Genomic DNA, 18,996 nt, shown 5'->3' on the forward strand with positions numbered 1-18,996 from the left:
TTAGCGTTAAGGCGAGTTCAGACTTGGAACGGGCTGCGGCGTAACTCTTTCGACGCCGAATTGCATTATCTCCCTGCGCGAGCGTCGATCAGATCCGACGTGCCCGAACAAGCCGCGAGTGAAGAGGTCCCCATGCCGAGTTTCGATGTCGATGTCAGTCACAGGATCGTGGCGCTCGTGCGCGATATCCTCGCGCAGAACGCCACGGCCGCCGACGTGACGGCGGATGCAAAGCTCGTCGACATCGGGCTGACGTCCATGGACATGGTCAACCTGATGCTGGCGCTTGAGGCGGAGTTCGATTTCACCATTCCGCAGGAGCTGATCACGCCGGAGAACTTCCAGTCTGTCGCCACGCTGGAGCGTCTGGTGAGCGGTCAGCTGGCGGCAGCCAAGGCTGCCTGATCCAGTTGCCACGCCCCACGGATCACCGCGTCGCTGTTTTCAATTCGTCGCAAAGCTGGCATTCTCGTCTCGGTTGGAGATGGGGACGTCATGACGAAGGCTGTGCTTGGCATTATCGGCGGCTCAGGCATCTATGATCTGCCGGGGCTGGAAGATGCCCGCGAAGAGGTGATCGCGAGCCCCTGGGGTGAGCCGTCGGCGCCGGTACGCCGGGGGACGATCGCGGGCCTGCCGATCGTGTTCCTGCCGCGCCATGACAAGGGACACCGGCTGTCCCCCTCCGACATCAATTATCGCGCCAACATCGACGTGCTGAAGCGCGCTGGCGTCACCGACCTGGTGTCGCTGTCGGCCTGCGGCTCGTTCAAGGAAGAGCTCCCGCCGGGCACCTTCGTGCTGGTCGATCAGTTCGTCGATCGCACCTACAAGCGCGAGAGCTCGTTTTTCGGCAAGGGGTGCGTCGCCCACGTGTCGATGGCGCATCCGGTTTCGCCGCGGTTGCGCATTCATCTGGCGGCGGCGGCCGAGGCGGAAGGCATCGCGGTCGTGCGCGGCGGCACCTATGTCTGCATGGAGGGGCCGCAATTCTCGACCTATGCCGAGAGCATGACCTACAAGGCGTCAGGCTATTCGGTGATCGGCATGACCAACATGCCGGAGGCGAAGCTCGCCCGCGAGGCCGAGATCTGCTACGCGACGGTCGCAATGGTGACCGACTTCGACTGCTGGCATCCGGATCATGACGCCGTTACCGTGCAGGACATCATTCGCGTGCTCACCACCAACGCCGACAAGGCCAAATCACTGGTCTCGCGGCTCGCCCGCGAGTTTCCTCGCGAGCACGAACCGTGCCCGATCGGCTCCGACCGTGCGCTCGACACAGCCTTGATCACTGCGCCGGAGGCGCGCGATCCCGAGCTTCTGAAGAAGCTCGATGCGGTCGCAGGCCGTATCTTGCGCGGCTGAGGGGGGCGAACATGAAGGTGGACGGACGGCACTATCGCAGCATCTGGCTCGACTCCGACGGCTGGTCGGTCTGCGCGATCGATCAGCGCCGATTGCCGCACGAGTTCGTGGTGGCGAAGATCACGACATGCGAGGAGGCCGCTGACGCGATCCGCGGCATGCTGGTCCGCGGTGCGCCGCTCATCGGCGCTACCGCCGCGTTCGGCATGGCGCTGGCGATGCGCGACGACCGCTCCGATCCCGGCATCGACCGCGCCTACGAGATGCTGATCGCGACGCGGCCGACGGCGATCAACCTGAAATGGGCGCTCGACACGATGAGCACCATGCTGCGCCGGCTGGCGCCGTCGGAGCGTCGCGATGCGGCCTATTCCCGCGCCGTCGACATTGCCGGCGAGGACGTCACGATCAACCAGGGCATCGCCGCGCACGGCTTCGCGCTGATCGAGGCGGCCGCGGCGCGCAAGAAGCCGGGCGAAGTCGTGAACGTGCTGACCCACTGCAATGCCGGCTGGCTTGCGACCGTTGATTGGGGCACGGCGACCGCGCCGATCTATCTCGCGCACGATCGCGACATTCCGATCCATGTCTGGGTCGACGAGACCCGGCCGCGCAATCAGGGCGCCTCGCTGACTGCCTGGGAACTCGGGCATCACGGCGTGGCGCATACCGTCATCCCGGACAACACCGGCGGCCATCTCATGCAGCATGGGATGGTCGATCTCGCCATCGTCGGCACCGACCGCGTCGCCGCCAATGGCGACGTCTGCAACAAGATCGGCACCTATCTGAAGGCGCTGGCCGCGCATGACAATGGTGTGCCGTTCTATGTCGCGCTGCCGTCGCCCACGATCGACTTTGCCGTTGCCGAGGGACGGCAGATCCCGATCGAACAGCGCAGTGCGCAGGAGGTGACCGAGATGACCGGCCGCACCGCCGACGGCCGCATCGAGACCGTGCGCATCGTGCCGCCGGGATCGCCAGTCGCGAACTACGGCTTCGACGTCACCCCGGCCCGGCTGGTGAGCGGGCTGATCACCGAGCGTGGCGTGCTGCGGGCCGACGGCGCAGCACTGGCGGCGGCTTTTCCGGAGCGGGCCAAACAGACGAACTATTGAGATCAGCGTCGTTGCGAGCGCAGCGACGCAATCAAGAATCCCACGAAGCCTCTGGATTGCTTCGGCGCAAGTTCGCCGCGCAATGACGATCAGCGCAGGCTCAATCCCGTCGCCGCTTCCAGCTCCGCGATCGCCTGCGATGCGCTGACGACCTTGATCGTGGTCATGCCCATCTCGCGCGCCGGCTTCAGGTTGATGCCGAGATCGTCGAGGTAGACGCAGTCCGCGGGGCTGACTCCGAGCGTCTCGGTCATCATCTGGTAGATCCGGGGATCGGGCTTGCGCAGCCCGATCTTGGCCGATTCGATCACGTGATCGAACAGCACCATCACCTCCGCGACGTACAACGAGCGGCCGCCCTGGCTACCGGTTGCGTTCGCCGGGAGATTGTTGGTGATGCAGCCGGTCTTGCATTCCGCCTTGATGCGTCGGAGCGCCTCGACCATGTCGGGCCGGAGATCGCCGGCGAGCAGCGGCAGCACCTCGCGCCCGCTGACCGCTGCGCCACCGAGTGCCAGCGACTCCTCGGCGAACAACCTATCAAACGTCTCAAGGTCGATTTCGGCGCGCTCGAATTTCGCCCAGGCGTTCTCGAGATGGTTGGCAGCATTGGTGTTGCGGATGATGTCGACGGGATAGCCGCGCTCCTTCTCGAACCGCGCGAATGCCTCGAACGGCGATGTCGTCATCACGCCACCGAAATCAAAGATCACCGCCTCGACCATGTCAGTCCCCGTCCTCCCTCGATCCCTGGATGATCGCTAGCACGGGACGCCGCACTTGGCGACCTCGGCGGCAGCCGCTATTGCTGCCGCGATGAAGCCGTCTCACGCAATCATTGCAGCCGCCGTCCTGCTGGCGCCATCGCCAATCCTCGCCATCGTCGGCAACGCGCCGGCGCTGAATGACGGCATCGGCCGGTCCGTGGTCACGATCGTCGGCTCGCGCGGCAATTTTTGCAGCGGCGCGCTGATTGCTCCGAAGCTGGTGCTGACCGCCGGGCATTGCGTGCCGCCGGGGCTCGATTACCGCATCGTGGAATACGATCGTGACCGCAAGCCGGTTCTCAAGACGGTCCGGCGGGTGGCGGTGCATCCGAGCTTCAGCGTGCAGGCCATCCTGGCACATCGCGCCACCGCCGATGTCGCGCTGCTGGAATTGGAGGCGCCCGCGGAGGCGCGCGTGCCGGTGGCGCTCGGCGCGCCGCAGCCGCCGCTTGCCGCCGGCAACGCGTTCACGGTCGCAGGGATCGGCGTCGCGATTCCCGGCGACGGCAAGAGCGGCGGCGTGGTGCGTGGGGCTGCGTTGGTTGCGACGGGGAAGCCAGGCACGTTGCAGATCCGGCTGGTCGATCCGGCGACGCAAGGCGCGCGGTCCGGACTGGGCGGATGCACCGGCGACTCCGGCGGCCCTGCGTTCGAGACGCAGCCGCGGGGGCAGGTGGTGATCGGCGTCATCTCATGGTCGACCGGACCGAATCTCGGCGCCGGCTGCGGCGGCATGACCGGCGTCACGCCGCTTACGCTATATCGCGATTGGGTCGCACAGACCGCGCGGCAATGGGGCATGCCGCTCAGCGGAAATTGAGATCGTTCAGGGCTGGGTTGCGGCTCACCGTCGCGGGTTGACCATCGTCGTGATCGGGTTCAGCCTGTCACGCGAGGAAACAACATCAAGACCAAAGCCCAGGGACCCACATGAACGTCATCGCGCCCATCCGGGAGGCCGCGTCCTCGCACGCGACCGAACATTTCGACGTGCTGATCGTCGGCGCCGGCATCTCCGGCATCGGCAGCGCCTATCAGCTGAGCAGGCAGATGCCCGACAAGCGTTTCGTGATCCTGGAGAGCCAGGACAGCTTCGGCGGCACCTGGCGGACGCACCGCTATCCCGGCATCCGCTCCGACAGCGACCTGCATACGTTCGGATACAGCTTCAAGCCATGGGTCGGCCCGCCGATCGCGACCGCGGAAGAGATCCTCAAATACATGGGCGACGTGATCGAGGAGAACGATCTCGGCCGGCACATTCGCTATGGCCACCGCATCGTGTCGGCGAGCTGGTCGAGCGCGACCGGTCTCTGGACGGTGCAGGCGGTGAAGGGCAGGGATCAGCAGCCCGCCACCTTTACAACGAATTTCCTCTGGATGTGCCAGGGCTACTACCGCCACTCCAAAGGCTACACGCCAGAGTGGCCGGACATGGCGGAGTTCAAGGGCCGCATCGTGCATCCGCAGGTCTGGCCCGAGGATCTCGATCTCACGGGCAAGCAGGTCGTGGTCATCGGCTCCGGTGCGACCGCCGCGACCATCCTGCCATCGATCGCGGGCCAATGCGCACACGTGACCATGCTGCAGCGCTCGCCGACCTACTTCCGCATCGGCCGCAATGCGATCGAGCTGGCCGAGGAGCTGCGGAGACTGCAGGTGAAGGAGGAATGGATCCATGAGATCGTCAGGCGCAAGATCCTGTTCGAACAGGATTGGTTCACCAAGCGCTGCCTGACCGAGCCCGACCAGGTGAAGAAGGAGCTGATCGGCCAGATCAGCGCCATCCTCGGACCCGACTACACCGCCAAGCACTTCACGCCGAGCTACCGTCCGTGGCGGCAGCGCATCGCCTTCGTACCGGACGCCGACCTGTTCGAGGGCATCAAGAGCGGAAAGGCTTCGGTCGTGACCGACGAGATCGAGCGGTTCACGGAAGACGGCATCAAGCTGAAGTCCGGCGACGAGCTCAAGGCCGACATCATCGTCACCGCGACCGGCTTCGATCTTTGCGTGCTCGGCGACATCGCATTCTCGATCGACGGCAAGCCGCTCGACTTCGCCGACACCGTGACCTATCGCGGCATGATGTTCACCGGCGTGCCGAACCTGGCTTGGGTGTTCGGCTATTTCCGCGCCAGTTGGACGTTGCGCACGGACCTCGTCGCGGATTTCGTGTGCCGCCTGCTCGCGCACATGAAGGAAAAAGGCGTGAGCAAGGTCGTGCCGGCGCTGCGCCCGGAGGATCACAACATGCCGCTGCTGCCATGGATCGACCCGGAGAACTTCAACCCCGGCTACATGATGCGCAACATGCACCTGCTGCCCAAGCGCGGCGACAAGCCGGAGTGGCAGCACAGCCAGGACTATTGGAGCGAGAAGGACCAGATCCCGGCGATCGATCTGGATGATCCGGCGTTCGTGTATGGGTGAGCTTTAGCGGCCGGTGTGCCGCTCCAAAGACGTCGTCCCCGCGAAAGCGGGGATTCATAGCCACCGACAGGTGTGTTGGGCACAACGTCAACTTCGTCCTGCCTCAAGCGGCATCACGCGGTATCGGTCCCGGGTCGGCGCCCGCCGGCGCTTCGCGCCGCAGGGCTTGCGCGGGACGGCAGTGATGGTTGGGGCGCGCTGGTCGGCCCGCCTCATCCTCCCGCCTCATCCCTCCCGCCGCGTCACCCCCGTCGCGACCGCCGCGGCGGCGGTGCGGTTCTCGACGCCGAGCTTGGCGTAGATCTGCTCGAGGTGCTTGTCGACCGTGCGCGGACTCAGTCCCAGGATCTGCGCGATGTCGCGGTTGGTCTTGCCCTTGGAGAGCCATGACAGCACTTCGCCCTCGCGCGTGGTGAGACCGAACTCGCTGGAGAACTCCTTGGGCAGCTCACCGGAGGACTCCTTGGCGAGCCGCAGCAGGAACTCGTTGGGCCCGGCTCCGCCCATGTAGTAGAGGCGCAGTTCGGGATGATCCGGGATCGAAGCGGCGGCCTTCGCACCGCCCTTGCCGTTCTGCGCCTGATCCAGCCACAGCCGCAGCGCCTCCGGCAGCACGAGGTCGTCGGCGGTGCCAAGACTGTCCGACAGCAGCTTCTGCGCCTGCGGCGTTGCCCACATCAGCCGTCCCTCGCGGTTGACGGCGAGCAGGAAGCGACCGGAGACGTCGAGCGCGGCGCGCGCGCTCTGCGTCATCCGGGCGTTGGCGAGATGTACGCGGATGCGCGCCAGCATTTCCGAGACCGCGATGGGCTTGGTGACGTAATCGACGCCGCCGGCCTCCAGTCCTTTCACGATATGCTCGGTATCGGCGAGCCCGGTCATGAAGATCACGGGGACGTTGGAGAGGCCGGCCTCGCGCTTCAGCTTGCGGCACGTTTCGAAGCCGTCCATGCCCGGCATGACCGCGTCGAGCAGGATGATGTCCGGCGTGATCTGGTCGACGATGCGCATCGCGGCCGCGCCGTCGAGCGCCACCATCACGGTCATGCCGGCGCTATCCAGCGCGTCGGTGAGCAGCCGAAGCGTTTCTGGCGAGTCGTCGACTACCAGCGCGACGTCACGCTTCCTGCTGTCAGTGCTCATAGGCATGCAAGGTCTTCAGAGTTGCCATGTACTGATCGAGATCGAAGCGGTCAACGAGCGTGCGCATATGTGCGACGAAGTCGGCATGCTCCGGATGCGCATTGCGGATATCGTCGAGCTTGAGCTGAATGGCCCTGATGTAGCCGATCTGGCCGAGGCTCATCAACTCCTCGACATAGTTGAGCGGGGGCCTGGATCCGGTGTCCGGCCGCCAGCGTGGCGAAACCACGGGGATATCGGTCTGGTAGCTCCATTCGAGCTTCAGCAATTGACGTATCGCCTCCAGCAGCCTTGGGATGTCGATCGGCTTCATCAGGTAGCTGTCGTGAAATGGTTGCGCCAACGGCCGGCCGTGCGCTTCGAGCGCGCTCGCAGATGTCATCAGGATCCGGGCCTGATGATGACCGCTGTTGCGCAAGGTCTCGGCCACTGTCCAGCCGTCCATGCCGGGCATCGAGATGTCCAGAACGAACAGATCCGGCTGGCAATGTTGTGCAAGCGCGAGGCAGGCGGGACCGTCGGGCGCGCTCAGCAGGATGAAGCCGAGCGGCGTCAGCACCTCGCGCAGGAGGTCGCGATGCACAGGATCATCGTCGGTGATCAGAATCGTCCTGCGCGGCCCGAGATAGCCGGCCACCGGCGCCTTCACCGGTGGATGCCGTGTCGGGTTGGTGACCTCCGACAGCAGGATCTTGACCTTGAACGTGCTGCCCGCGCCGACTTTGCTCACGACCTTGATGTCGCCGCCCATGACGCCGGCGAGCAGACGGCTGATCGTCAGGCCGAGCCCCGTACCTGTCTGCGGCTGCGCAACCCCGAGCGCGCCGCGCTCGAAGGGCGCGAAGATGCGCTCCAGATCGTCAGGCTGGATCCCCGGACCGGTGTCGATCACCTCGAATTCGGCCACCGGGCTCCGATAATGCACGACGAACTGGACGCTGCCTTCCCCAGTGAATTTGATGGCATTCGACAGCAGGTTGATCAGGATCTGGCGCAGCCGCTTCTCGTCGGCATAGACGACCAGCGGCAGTACGGCAGGCCGCTTGAACACGAAGTCGACGCCCTTCGCCGCAGCCTGCAATCGGAACATGCCCACGAGCTGATCGAGGAATTCGCTCAGGCGGACCTCGTCGCGCGACAGATAAAGTCGCCCGGCCTCGATCTTGGAAATATCGAGAATGCCGTCGATCAGGCCGGACAGATGATCGGCGCTGCGGCGGACGACGCGGACCTGGTCCCGCGGCTTCGGTGCGAGGCTCGTGTCCTGCTCGAGCAGTTGCGCATAGCCGGAGATCGCGTTCAGCGGCGAGCGCAGCTCATGGCTGAGGCCGACGACATAGCGGCTCTTGGCGAGATTGGCCGACTCCGCCACCTCCTTGGCGCGTTGCAGCTCGGCGTCAGTGCGCTTGTGCGCCTCGATCTCCTGAATCAACAGCTGCGTCTGCCGGCGTGTCTCGGCCTCGGCGGCGCGACGGCTCTGCTGCGCCAGCACGAACAGCCAGGTCACCACGCCGATGATGATGGACAGGGCGAAGAACACCTTCCACAGCACGTCGGAGATGATGCCCTTGAAGCCCGGGAGCGCCGCCGAGGTCTCCAGATAGATCATGCCGAGCGTCAGTGCGACGAGCCCGGCCGATGTCAGAAATACACCGACATAGTGACCGAGCTGCGAGTTGATCTTGGCCAGCAACGGCTCTGGCAGCATGCCGCTGAGCGCCGCTGCGACCTGCGCCTGTGCCCGCGCGTGCGGCTTGCACAGGTCGTGGCAGCGGGCGTCGAGCGAGCAGCACAGCGAGCAGATCGGACCCGCATAGGCCGGGCAAGAGGCGGTGTCCTCCGGCTCGAACTGATGCTCACAGATGCAGCATTGGATCCGCTCGATGTTCTGCCAGCTCCGCTTTGGCTTGCGTGCCAGATAGTATTTGCCGTCGGTCAGATAGGCGATCGCAGGCGCGGTGACGAGCGCGACGCCGAGCGCGACGAAGGTCGACAGCGCCTTTCCGGTCGGCCCGAACAGGCCATAGAAGGCGCTGATCGAGACGATCGTCGCGATCGTCATCGCGCCGACACCGACCGGGTTGATGTCGTAGAGATGGGCTCGCTTGAACTCCATCTGCGGCGGGCGCAGGCCCAGCGGCTTGTTGATCACGAGGTCGGCGACCAGCGCGCCGACCCAGGAGATCGCGATGTTGGAGTACAGCGCCAGCGTTTGCTCCAGCGCCTTGTAGACGCCGATCTCCATCAGCAGCAGCGCGACGACGACGTTGAACACCAGCCAGACCACGCGGCCGGGGTGGCTGTGGGTCAGGCGGGAGAAGAAGTTCGACCAGGCGATCGAGCCGGCATAGGCATTGGTGACGTTGATCTTGATCTGGGAGACGATCACGAAGGTGCCGGTCAACGCAAGCGCCAGGTCCGGCCGGGCCAAGACATAGCGGAACGCCTCCAGATACATGTGCGCGGGTTCGGCGGCGTGGTCGGCGGAGACTCCGTGGCTCAGCGCGAAGAAGGCGAGGAACGAGCCTGCCAGTAGCTTCAGTGCCCCGAGCACGATCCAGCCAGGTCCGGCCGACAGCAGCGCGATCCACCACGAACGCTTCGATGTGCGGCTGTCGCGCGGCAGGAAGCGCAGGAAGTCGACCTGCTCGCCGATCTGGGCGACCAGCGAGAACACGACCGCCGCCGCGGTCCCGAACAGCGCCAGATCGAGATGGCCCATGGGATCGCCGTGCTCGCCGGGAAACTGCTGCCATTCGACAAAGGAGTGCGGGCTGGCATAGGCGATTGCGGCAAAGGGCAGGATGTGCAGCACGACCCATAGCGGTTGCGTCCATAGCTGGAAGCGACTGATCAGGGTGATGCCGTAGGTGACGAGCGGGATGATGACGACGGCGCTGATGAGATAGCCGATCGGCCGGGGAATGCCGAAGCACATCTCCAGCGCCGAAGCCAGGATGACCGCCTCGATGGCGAAGAAGATGAAGGTGAACGACGCGTAGATCAGCGAGGTGACGGTCGAGCCGATATAGCCGAAGCCGGCGCCGCGGGTCAGCAGGTCGATGTCGATGCCGCATTTGGCCGCATGATAGGCGATCGGCAGGCCGCAACAGAAGATGATGACGCTGGCGACCAGGATCGCGGCGGTCGCGTTGGTGACGCCATAGTTCAGCGTAATGGTGCCGCCGATGGCCTCGAGTGCGAGGAACGAGATCGCGCCCAGCGCGGTGTTGGCGACGCGGGCGGCCGACCAGCGCCGTGCGCTCTTGGCCGTGAAACGGAGCGCATAGTCCTCCAACGTCTGGTTGGCGACCCACTGGTTGTATTGGCGCCTGACGCGGTCGATCCGCTGCCGCCCTGCCACTCTCGAACTCCTCACCCGCGAGCGCTTGTCCGCACGCTCGTCCTGCCCCTCGCAAGACTTACGCAGAGCCTACGTCGCGCTTTTGCGGTGCAGTATACGCAATCTTGCGTATCCGTGCGTTGCACAAAGCGCGCCATCCTTCGTCTGACCCAACGCGTGTCCTCGAACCAAATGAATGGGGTGCTCATGTCAGACGAAACGAAAAAGGGCCTGAAGTCGCCGCTTCGGCGGCAGTTGCTGATGGGAATGGCCGCGATCCCGGCGCTGGCCATGATGCCGCGGCCGTCCTTCGGCGCCGGCCCCGCAACCTCCGCTGTCAACACCACCGGCCTTGCAGTCACGGATAGCGAAGTCACCGTCGGTATTCTGCATTCGGTCACAGGCACCATGGCGATCTCCGAGACCGGGTCAGTGCAGGCCGAGAAGCTCGCGATCGAGCAGATCAATGCCGCGGGCGGTGTGCTCGGCCGCAAGATCAAGTACATCCAGGAAGACGGCGCGTCCGACTGGCCGACCTTCGCCGAGAAGGCGAAGAAGCTGCTGGTCAACGACAAATGCGCCGCCGTGATGGGCTGCTGGACCTCTGCCTCGCGCAAGGCGGTGCTGCCGGTGTTCGAGCAGTACAACGGCATGCTGTACTACCCGACCTTCTACGAAGGCCTCGAGCAGTCCAAGAACGTCATCTACACCGGCCAGGAAGCCACCCAGCAGATCATCGCCGGCCTCGACTGGGTCAACAAGACCAAGGGCGCGAAGACCTTCTATCTGCTCGGCTCCGACTACATCTGGCCGCGCACCTCGAACAAGATCGCGCGCAAGCACATCGAGGGCCATCTGCAGGGCTGCAAGGTCGTCGGCGAGGAATACTTCCCGCTCGGCCACACCCAGTTCAATTCGGTCATCAACAAGATCAAGCTGACCAAGCCGGACGTGATCTACGCGATCATCGTCGGCGGCTCCAACGTCGCGTTCTACAAGCAGCTCAAGGCGGCCGGCATCGACATGTCGAAGCAGACGCTGCTCACCATCTCCGTGACCGAGGACGAAATCGACGGCATCGGCGGCGAGAACATCGCGGGCGCCTACGCCTGCATGAAGTACTTCCAGTCGCTCGACAATCCGAACAACAAGGCCTTCGTCGCCGAATTCAAGAAGATGTGGGGCGAGAAGACCGTCATCGGCGACGTGACGCAAGCCGCTTACCTCGGTCCGTGGCTGTGGAAGCTGACGGTGGAAAAGGCCGGCAGCTTCGACATCGACAAGGTCGCCGCCGCCTCGCCTGGCATCGAGTTCAAGGGCGCGCCGGAAGGCTACGTTCGGATCCACGAGAACCACCATCTCTGGTCCAAGACCCGCGTCGGCCGCGCCAAGGCGGATGGTCAGTATGAGCTGATCTACGAGACCGCCGACTTGGTCGAGCCCGATCCGTTTCCGAAGGGCTACCAGTGAGCTGATCTGTCGCGTCTCATAGCAACAGGCGAATGAGATCGCTGATGCTGCTGCGCGGGAAGTGCGCTCCCTCCCCCCTTGTGGGGGAGGGCTGGGGAGGGGGGGTACCCCACCCGCAGCCCTCCCCCACAAGGGGGGAGGGAGCGATCTTGGCTGCGGACACACTGTGCCGGCGCCGATCCATTTTGCAGCAGGGCATCACGAGAGGACGGATCATGTTCGGTGACTATTCCATCGGCGACCTCGGGGCCATCTTCGCGATGCAGGGCTTCGCGGGCCTCATCCTGTTTTCGGTCTATGTGCTGATGGCGCTGGGGCTTGCCATCATCTTCGGCCAGATGGGCGTCATCAACATGGCGCATGGCGAGTTCATGATCCTCGGCGCCTACGTCACCTGGATGACGTCGAACGCCTTCCAGCATTTCCTGCCCTCGTTGTTTCCTGGCTCCTTCTTCGTCGCGATGATCTTCGCCTTCATCGCCTCCGGATCCCTCGGCATGCTGGTCGAGTGGGCGATGATCCGCCGTCTCTACAGGCGGCCACTCGACACGCTGCTCGCCACCTGGGGTCTCAGCCTGATCCTGCAGCAGGCCTATCGTTCCGTGTTCGGCGCGCGCGAGGTCGGCGTCGAGTTGCCGGATTGGATGATGGGCTCTTGGCAGGCGACCGACGCCATCCAGATCCCAATCAACGGCATGTTCGTGATGTGCTTGACCATCCTGATCACGATCGTCGTGGCCTACGTGCTGTTCCTGTCGCGCTGGGGCAAGCAGGTGCGCGCTGTGGTGCAGAACCGCGTCATGGCGGGCGCCGTCGGCATCAACACCGAGAAAGTCGACCGCTACACCTTCGGCCTCGGCTGCGGCATCGCCGGGGTCGCCGGCTCCGCCTTCACCATGATCGGCTCGACCGGTCCGACCGCCGGACAGCTCTACATCGTCGATACGTTCCTGGTCGTCGTGTTCGGCGGCGCCGCCAGCCTGCTCGGTACCATCGCATCGGCCTTCACCATCTCCCAGGCGCAGTCGACCATGGAGTTCTTCATGTCCGGCTCGATGGCCAAGGTGCTCACGCTGTTGGCGATCGTCGCGATCCTGATGCTGCGCCCCCAGGGGCTGTTTGCCCTGAAGGTCCGCAAGTAGCCGAAACGCGCAGGGAATAGGGAATCAGAAGGCACGGTCATGATCATCAACACGCGCTTCTTCAACCGCTCCGAGCTCATCGGCTTCGCTTCGCTGCTGCTGCTGCTCGTCGTCATCCTGCCGCTGGCACTCGACATCTTCCGCCTCAACCTCGTCGCGAAGTATCTGACGTATTCCTTCGTCGCGATCGGCCTGGTGCTGTGCTGGGGCTATGGCGGCATTCTCAGCCTCGGGCAGGGCGTGTTCTTCGGCCTTGGCGGCTACTGCATGGCGATGTTCCTCAAGCTGGAAGCCTCCAGCGTCGCCAACACCAAGATCCAGTCGACGCCGGGCATTCCGGACTTCATGGATTGGAATCAGCTGACGCAGCTGCCGTTCTTCTGGAAGCCGTTCCAGAGTTTCCCGTTCGCGCTCGCCGCGATCATCCTGGTGCCGGCGATCTTCGCCTTCATCATCGGCGCTGCGATGTTCAAGCGGCGGGTCGGCGGCGTGTACTTCGCAATCATCACCCAGGCGATCGCGGCGATCATGACGATCCTGATCGTGGGACAGCAGGGTTACACCGGCGGCATCAACGGCATCACCGACCTGCGCACGCTGCACGGCTGGGACATCCGCACCGACCACGCCAAGTACATCCTCTACTTCGTCGAGGTGTTCTTCCTGTTCGCAGCGATCCTCGTCGCCCAGTTCATCCGGCTGACCAAGCTCGGCCGCATCCTGGTGGCGATGCGTGAGCAGGAGGACCGGGTCCGCTTCTCAGGCTACAGCGTCGCCAATTTCAAGATCTTTGCTTTCTGCGCGGCCGCCGTGTTCGCCGCAGTCGGCGGCGCGCTGTTCACCTTGGAAGTCGGCTTCATGTCGCCGTCCTTTGTCGGCATCGTGCCGTCGATCGAGATGGTGATCTACACCGCGGTCGGCGGCCGGCTCTCGATCTTCGGCGCGGTCTACGGCTCGCTCCTCGTCAACTTTGCCAAGACCAGCCTCTCGGAGACGTTCCCGCAGCTCTGGCTGTTTGGCCTGGGAGCGCTGTTCATCGCCGTCGTCCTCGCTTTCCCAAACGGCCTCGCCGGCATCTGGGGCGACTACGTGCAGCCGCGCATCGACAAGCTACTGGCCTTCCGCACCAAGAAATCCGGCAATGGCGGCCTCGTCGCCAACGGCGCCCCCGCAGAGTGAGGACACAGCGATGCTCATCGGTCATCAGCCCAAGGAATTCCTGCTCGCGGTCGAAGCGCTCACCGTGTCGTTCGACGGCTTCAAGGCGGTCAACGATCTCTCCTTCTATGTCGAGGAGAACGAGATCCGCGTGATCATCGGCCCGAACGGCGCAGGCAAGACCACTGTGCTCGACCTGATCTGCGGAAAGACCAAGGCGACCTCGGGCTCGATCCAGTTCCGCGGCAAGGAGCTGACGAAGCTGCGCGAGAACGAGATCGTCAAGGCCGGCGTCGGCCGCAAGTTCCAGACGCCGTCGGTGTTCGAGGATCTCACCGTGTTCGAGAATCTCGAGATCTCGTTTCCGCGCGGTCGCACCGTTTTCGGCTCGCTGACTTTCCAGCGTGACGCCGCAGTCAAGGATCGCGTCGAGGAGGTCGCCGAGATGATCTTCCTCAAGGATCGTCTCAAGACCTCGGCGGCCGTGCTCAGCCACGGTCAGAAGCAGTGGCTCGAGATCGGCATGCTGCTGATCCAGAACCCGGACCTTCTGATGCTCGACGAGCCCGTCGCCGGCATGAGCGTCAGCGAGCGCGCCAAGACCGCCGAGCTGCTGAATCGCATCATCAAGGACCGCTCGGTGCTCGTCATCGAGCACGACATGAAGTTCGTCGAGGACATTGCTCACAAGGTCACCGTGCTGCACCAGGGCCAGATCCTGTCCGAGGGCACGATGGAGCGGGTCAAGAACGACCCCAAGGTCGTCGAAGTCTATCTGGGGCACTGAGCCGATGCTCGGGAAATCGCTCGATCCACACCCTCGCTGCGCCCCCCCTCCCCCTTGCGGGGAGGGGTCGGGGGTGGGGGTCCACACGGGCAGTCTCGCCCGGAGCCCCCCCTCCCCAACCCTCCCCCACAAGGGGGGAGGGAGCTTAGTGCCAATGCCGCTCGATCGGCCGTCTCACTCCCTCTTGCATAGGAAGATATCCGATGCTCGCAATCTCCGATCTCCATGTCGCCTATGGCCAGAGCGAGGTGCTGCATGGCCTGAACGTCAAGGTCGCGCCCAACGAGATCGTTGCGATCATGGGGCGCAACGGCATGGGCAAGACCACGCTGATGAAGTCGCTGATGGGCATCCTGCCGGCCAAGAGCGGTTCGATCGCGATGGACGGCGCCGAGCTCGCAAGCCTGAAGAGCTATGAGCGTGTCGCCAAGGGCCTCGCTTACGTGCCGCAGGGCCGCATGATCTTCTCGACCATGACGGTGAAGGAGAACATCGAGACCGGGCTCGTCGTGTCCGGCGGGTCCGAGGTGCCCGGCGACATCTACGAGCTGTTCCCGGTGCTGCTCGAGATGAAGGGACGCCGTGGCGGCAATCTCTCCGGCGGCCAGCAGCAGCAGCTCGCGATCGCGCGCGCGCTCGCCACCAAGCCGAAGGTGCTGCTGCTCGACGAGCCGACCGAGGGCATCCAGCCGTCGATCATCAAGGAGATGGCGCGCACCCTGAAGCGCATCCGCGACGAGAAGGGGTTGTCGATCGTCGTCTCCGAGCAGGTGCTGAGCTTTGCGCTCGACATCGCCGACCGCGTGCTGGTGATCGAGAACGGCGAGATCGTCCGCGACGATCCGCGCGACCAGGTCGATGCTGTGCAGGTCTCGAAATATCTGTCCGTCTAACCACTCCGTGCAAGCAAGTAACAAGGGGAGCTTCTGATGCCTGACACACTGATCAAGGTCGATCTGACCAAATCGGCCTACGAGAACGACAAGGTCCACAACCGCTGGCACCCGGACATTCCGATGGTGGAGTGGGTCAATCCGGGTGACGACTTCATCATCGAGACCTATGACTGGACCGGCGGCTTCATCAAGAACAACGACTCCGCCGACGACGTGCGCGACATCGATTTGTCGATCGTGCACTTCCTGTCCGGCCCGATCGGTGTCAAGGGCGCCGAGCCGGGCGACCTCCTGGTCGTCGACCTGCTCGATGTCGGTCCGCTGAAGGAGAGCCTGTGGGGCTTCAACGGCTTCTTCTCCAAGCAAAACGGCGGCGGCTTCCTGACCGACCATTTCCCGCTGGCGCAGAAGTCGATCTGGGACATCAAGGGCCTCTACACCTCGTCGCGCCACGTGCCCGGCGTGAACTTCGCTGGCCTCATCCATCCCGGCCTGATCGGCTGTCTGCCCGATCCGAAGCTGCTCGCGACCTGGAACGAGCGTGAGAATGCGCTGATCGCCACCAACCCGACCCGTGTGCCCGGTCTCGCCAACCCGCCGTTCGCGCCGACCGCGCATGCCGGCCAGGCCAAGGGCGACGTCAAGGCCAAGATCGGCGCCGAGGGCGCCCGCACCGTGCCGCCGCGCGAGCATGGCGGCAATTGCGACATCAAGGACCTGTCGCGCGGCTCGAAGATCTACTTCCCGGTCTACGTGCCCGGCGGCGGCCTCTCGATGGGCGACCTGCACTTCAGCCAGGGCGACGGTGAGATCACCTTCTGCGGCGCCATCGAGATGGCGGGCTGGCTGCACATCAAGGTCGACGTCATCAAGGATGGTGTGGCGAAGTACGGCATCAAGAACCCGATCTTCAAGCCGTCGCCGATCACGCCCAATTATCGCGACTACCTGATCTTCGAGGGCATCTCGGTCGATGAGACCGGCAAGCAGCACTATCTGGACGTCCACATCGCCTATCGCCAGGCGTGTCTCAACGCCATCGAGTACCTGAAGAAGTTCGGCTACTCCGGCGCCCAGGCCTATTCGATCCTCGGCACCGCGCCGGTGCAGGGCCACATCTCCGGCGTGGTCGACGTGCCCAACGCCTGCGCCACCTTGTGGCTGCCGACCGAGATCTTCGACTTCGACGTGATGCCGTCGTCGGCGGGTCCGATCAAGCACATCAAGGGCGACATCCAGATGCCGATCTCGCCGGACAAATAGCGGTCTCCCTGCGCGATGGGTGCGGGACGGCAGCGTATCGGCCGCCCCGCATCCGCCGCGTGAGATGGAGATGATTGTTGCGCAGGAGAAGAGACGATGCCGGTCTATGAATATCTCTGTGATGCATGCGGTCCGTTCACGGACATGCGTCCGATGGCGGAATGTGATGAGCCGCAGGTCTGTCCGCAATGCCAGGACATGGCGCCGCGCGTGATCCTCACCGCACCCGCCTTCGCCTGCATGCCGGCGGAGCGGCGCACGGCGCATGCCACCAACGAGCGCAGCCGTCACGCGCCGCAGACGGTGGCCGAGTACAAGGCCAAACACGGTGCAGGCTGCGGCTGCTGCGGGCCTAAGAAATCGCCGCGGCTGATGACCAAGACCAGGAGCGGCGCCAAGGGCTTTCCGACGGCGCGGCCCTGGATGATCAGCCACTGAACGAACGCGAGGGGCGGCGCGTCCGCCCCTCAGCGTGACGCCGGCACGCGGCGCGGACCCGGACCCGCCGGCTGGCCGCCGAACTTGACGGTCATCGCATTGGCGCCGTCGCTGATGTCGACCAGCGTCTTGCGGCTGTCGTCGATCACCTTGGCAGATTTGCGCTTGAAGCCGTCGACCAGCTCGCGCATCGACTTGATCTGGTCGAACAGCTGGCCGGGATTGCCGTCGGCAAATCCGGGAATGGCGCCGTCGATCTTGGTCACGAGCGTGTCGAAGCCCTTGAAGATGTCCTCGGCCTTGTCGATCGCGGAATCGAACGCCGCGGTCTTGGCCTGCAGCGAGGCGGTCTCGCTCTCGAAGCTCTGTAGCGCCTCCTTGATGGCCGGCGCATTGCTGACGACGTATTTGTCGATGTTGTGCACCGTCTCGACCATCGTCTCCTGGTCCTTGAGATCGGCCGTCAGCACCGGCACGCCGTCGCGATCGAGCGGCACCGGCGGCGCCGTCGGCGCGCCGCCGACCAGCGAGATCGCGGCGATGCCGGTCAGGCCCTGGAACTCGATGCCGGCGGTGGTGTCCTTGCGGATCGGCGCGGACTTGTCGAGCGTGATCATGGCAACGATCTTGCGCGGGCTTTCCAGATTGATCGACAGGATCTGCCCGGCCTGCACGCCGTCGAAATTGACCGGGCCGCCCTTGCGCAGGCCCGCCGCCGAGCCGCCGTCGAACACGACGCGCATCATGCTGCGCTGCTCGGCAATGCGATGCTTCTGCTTGATCAGGACGCCGCTGATCCCGGCCGCGACGGCCGCGATCGTCAGGGTTCCCACGATGAGATTGATCGCGCGCATTCCGTGCCCACTGCTGTCTCGCTCGATTTTAGCCGCTATGTCTCCCGGTTGAAAGCTCAGCGCGCAAGGCCCGGCCGGGAGGGCGCGGCGAGGCCGGCCAGCAGCACCGCCAGGATACCGGTGAGAAAAATGCCATCGAACGTCCCGGCACCGCCGATCGAGGCCACGGGCGCGCCGAGGCTGCCGATCTTGTCGAGGTTCATCAGGTCGGCGCCGACCAGCGTGCCCATCGAGCCGCCGATATAGGCCAGCGGCGCGGCATATTCGCGCGACAGCAGGAACGCCAGGATCGCGGTCACGACAACCGGCGCGAACACCGGCACGGCGATGCCGACGCCCTGCACCGGCGTCGCCATCGCGTGGATGATCACGGCGATCACCAGCACCGCGATCGCGGCGCGCAGCCAGAGCTGGTAGCGCAGCATGAGATAGGTCGACATGATCGTCGGGATCACGGCGCCGCCGACATTCACAGCGAGCAGCGTGCCGGGCCATTGATGCACCAGCGGCACGACATATTGCATGCCGAAAAAGTCGATGATCTCGCCGGAGCGCGCGACCTGCCCGGGCAGCATGGTGATCGGAATGTTGAAATAGCTGCCGACCAGCGAGCCGAACAGCAGCAGCATCGCGGTGCCCGAGCTGACGCCGAGCTTCATGTAGGCGTAGCGCAGGATGCCGAGCTGGATCAGGACGATCAGGACGCCGAACGCCAGCACCAGGATGGCGAAGAAGACCGGCGTGATTGGCAGATACTGGACCTGGGAATGCATGTCGGAAGCGCTTGGATGTGAGCCTTGCTGAGCCCGTGGG

17 protein-coding genes are annotated in these 18,996 nt (G+C 64.5%); 12 read left to right on the forward strand and 5 right to left on the reverse strand.

Translation table 11 applies throughout. The annotated features are described in order from the left end of the window. The first annotated feature begins 132 nt into the window (after positions 1–132). The 3 genes from QX048_RS18535 (at position 133) to mtnA (ending at position 2,489) form a co-directional block, all read left to right on the forward strand. Entirely contained in the window at positions 133–405 is a 273-nt protein-coding gene (locus tag QX048_RS18535; RefSeq protein WP_315717167.1) for a phosphopantetheine-binding protein, read from the forward strand. Between the two features lie 90 nt (positions 406–495). Continuing rightward, a complete protein-coding gene (locus tag QX048_RS18540; RefSeq protein ID WP_315827905.1) occupies positions 496–1,371 on the forward strand; it encodes an S-methyl-5'-thioadenosine phosphorylase in 876 nt (291 codons plus the stop codon). An 11-nt stretch (positions 1,372–1,382) separates the two neighbouring features. Continuing rightward, complete coding sequence (gene mtnA, locus QX048_RS18545) at positions 1,383–2,489, forward strand: S-methyl-5-thioribose-1-phosphate isomerase (protein WP_315717039.1); 1,107 nt, start codon at positions 1,383–1,385, stop codon at positions 2,487–2,489. A gap of 89 nt (positions 2,490–2,578) precedes the next feature. Here mtnA and QX048_RS18550 read toward each other — a convergent pair whose 3' ends face one another. After that, positions 2,579–3,214, reverse strand: a complete 636-nt coding sequence (locus QX048_RS18550; RefSeq protein ID WP_315750818.1) for an HAD-IA family hydrolase — start codon at positions 3,212–3,214, stop codon at positions 2,579–2,581. A 91-nt stretch (positions 3,215–3,305) separates the two neighbouring features. On the opposite strand from QX048_RS18550, the gene QX048_RS18555 reads away from it, so the two are divergent. Together QX048_RS18555 and QX048_RS18560 are read left to right on the forward strand one after the other, a co-directional pair. Beyond that, positions 3,306–4,076 carry a S1 family peptidase gene (locus QX048_RS18555; protein ID WP_410052173.1) on the forward strand — a complete coding sequence of 257 codons (771 nt, stop codon included), beginning with the start codon at positions 3,306–3,308 and terminating at the stop codon, positions 4,074–4,076. 110 nt (positions 4,077–4,186) lie between these two features. Beyond that, positions 4,187–5,689, forward strand: coding sequence for an NAD(P)/FAD-dependent oxidoreductase (locus QX048_RS18560; RefSeq protein ID WP_316191831.1), 1,503 nt, complete (start codon positions 4,187–4,189; stop codon positions 5,687–5,689). A gap of 225 nt (positions 5,690–5,914) precedes the next feature. On the opposite strand, the gene QX048_RS18565 is transcribed toward QX048_RS18560, so the two are convergent. Then, a complete protein-coding gene (locus QX048_RS18565; RefSeq protein ID WP_315750850.1) occupies positions 5,915–6,832 on the reverse strand; it encodes a response regulator transcription factor in 918 nt (305 codons plus the stop codon). Next, entirely contained in the window at positions 6,822–10,196 is a 3,375-nt protein-coding gene (locus tag QX048_RS18570) for an ATP-binding protein (protein ID WP_315827907.1), read from the reverse strand. Before QX048_RS18570 ends, QX048_RS18565 begins: the two co-directional genes overlap by 11 nt. A 186-nt stretch (positions 10,197–10,382) precedes the next feature. Here QX048_RS18570 and urtA point away from each other — a divergent pair, with 186 nt between their 5' ends. From urtA to QX048_RS18605, 7 genes are all read left to right on the forward strand, one after another. Beyond that, entirely contained in the window at positions 10,383–11,645 is a 1,263-nt protein-coding gene (gene urtA, locus QX048_RS18575) for an urea ABC transporter substrate-binding protein (RefSeq protein WP_315750826.1), read from the forward strand. Between the two features lie 215 nt (positions 11,646–11,860). After that, on the forward strand, positions 11,861–12,787 hold the full coding sequence (gene urtB / locus QX048_RS18580) for an urea ABC transporter permease subunit UrtB (protein ID WP_315751133.1): 927 nt from the start codon (positions 11,861–11,863) through the stop codon (positions 12,785–12,787). A 39-nt stretch (positions 12,788–12,826) separates the two neighbouring features. Next, positions 12,827–13,966, forward strand: a complete 1,140-nt coding sequence (gene urtC, locus QX048_RS18585; protein WP_315827908.1) for an urea ABC transporter permease subunit UrtC — start codon at positions 12,827–12,829, stop codon at positions 13,964–13,966. Positions 13,967–13,976: 10 nt separating this feature from the next. Further along, the gene (gene urtD / locus QX048_RS18590; protein ID WP_315751135.1) at positions 13,977–14,732 is read left to right on the forward strand and encodes an urea ABC transporter ATP-binding protein UrtD; all 756 of its coding nucleotides are present in this window, start codon (positions 13,977–13,979) and stop codon (positions 14,730–14,732) included. Between the two features lie 203 nt (positions 14,733–14,935). Then, entirely contained in the window at positions 14,936–15,625 is a 690-nt protein-coding gene (urtE, locus tag QX048_RS18595) for an urea ABC transporter ATP-binding subunit UrtE (RefSeq protein WP_315827909.1), read from the forward strand. A gap of 36 nt (positions 15,626–15,661) precedes the next feature. Continuing rightward, positions 15,662–16,891: a formamidase gene (gene fmdA / locus QX048_RS18600; protein WP_315827910.1), complete on the forward strand. Its 1,230-nt coding sequence runs from the start codon at positions 15,662–15,664 to the stop codon at positions 16,889–16,891. Positions 16,892–16,987: 96 nt separating this feature from the next. Then, positions 16,988–17,329 (forward strand): zinc ribbon domain-containing protein, encoded by a 342-nt coding sequence (locus QX048_RS18605; RefSeq protein WP_315751138.1) that lies wholly within the window; start codon positions 16,988–16,990, stop codon positions 17,327–17,329. Positions 17,330–17,358: 29 nt separating this feature from the next. Here QX048_RS18605 and QX048_RS18610 read toward each other — a convergent pair whose 3' ends face one another. Together QX048_RS18610 and QX048_RS18615 are read right to left on the reverse strand one after the other, a co-directional pair. After that, positions 17,359–18,183, reverse strand: coding sequence for an MlaD family protein (locus QX048_RS18610; protein WP_315827911.1), 825 nt, complete (start codon positions 18,181–18,183; stop codon positions 17,359–17,361). Positions 18,184–18,239: 56 nt separating this feature from the next. Beyond that, complete coding sequence (locus tag QX048_RS18615) at positions 18,240–18,956, reverse strand: DUF1614 domain-containing protein (RefSeq protein ID WP_315717052.1); 717 nt, start codon at positions 18,954–18,956, stop codon at positions 18,240–18,242. Between the last annotated feature and the right edge of the window lie 40 nt (positions 18,957–18,996).

Origin of the sequence: Bradyrhizobium sp. SZCCHNS30572, assembly GCF_032484415.1 — a bacterium.
Classification (GTDB): domain Bacteria; phylum Pseudomonadota; class Alphaproteobacteria; order Rhizobiales; family Xanthobacteraceae; genus Bradyrhizobium.

Bases quoted from the DNA above. Each gene is read 5' to 3' on its own strand.
- QX048_RS18535 (WP_315717167.1), top strand. From the start codon at position 133: ATGCCGAGTTTCGATGTCGATGTCAGTCACAGGATCGTGGCGCTCGTG.
- QX048_RS18540 (WP_315827905.1), top strand. From the start codon at position 496: ATGACGAAGGCTGTGCTTGGCATTATCGGCGGCTCAGGCATCTATGAT.
- mtnA (WP_315717039.1), top strand. From the start codon at position 1,383: ATGAAGGTGGACGGACGGCACTATCGCAGCATCTGGCTCGACTCCGAC.
- QX048_RS18550 (WP_315750818.1), bottom strand. From the start codon at position 3,214: ATGGTCGAGGCGGTGATCTTTGATTTCGGTGGCGTGATGACGACATCG.
- QX048_RS18555 (WP_410052173.1), top strand. From the start codon at position 3,306: ATGAAGCCGTCTCACGCAATCATTGCAGCCGCCGTCCTGCTGGCGCCA.
- QX048_RS18560 (WP_316191831.1), top strand. From the start codon at position 4,187: ATGAACGTCATCGCGCCCATCCGGGAGGCCGCGTCCTCGCACGCGACC.
- QX048_RS18565 (WP_315750850.1), bottom strand. From the start codon at position 6,832: ATGAGCACTGACAGCAGGAAGCGTGACGTCGCGCTGGTAGTCGACGAC.
- urtA (WP_315750826.1), top strand. From the start codon at position 10,383: ATGTCAGACGAAACGAAAAAGGGCCTGAAGTCGCCGCTTCGGCGGCAG.
- urtB (WP_315751133.1), top strand. From the start codon at position 11,861: ATGTTCGGTGACTATTCCATCGGCGACCTCGGGGCCATCTTCGCGATG.
- urtC (WP_315827908.1), top strand. From the start codon at position 12,827: ATGATCATCAACACGCGCTTCTTCAACCGCTCCGAGCTCATCGGCTTC.
- urtD (WP_315751135.1), top strand. From the start codon at position 13,977: ATGCTCATCGGTCATCAGCCCAAGGAATTCCTGCTCGCGGTCGAAGCG.
- urtE (WP_315827909.1), top strand. From the start codon at position 14,936: ATGCTCGCAATCTCCGATCTCCATGTCGCCTATGGCCAGAGCGAGGTG.
- fmdA (WP_315827910.1), top strand. From the start codon at position 15,662: ATGCCTGACACACTGATCAAGGTCGATCTGACCAAATCGGCCTACGAG.
- QX048_RS18605 (WP_315751138.1), top strand. From the start codon at position 16,988: ATGCCGGTCTATGAATATCTCTGTGATGCATGCGGTCCGTTCACGGAC.
- QX048_RS18610 (WP_315827911.1), bottom strand. From the start codon at position 18,183: ATGCGCGCGATCAATCTCATCGTGGGAACCCTGACGATCGCGGCCGTC.
- QX048_RS18615 (WP_315717052.1), bottom strand. From the start codon at position 18,956: ATGCATTCCCAGGTCCAGTATCTGCCAATCACGCCGGTCTTCTTCGCC.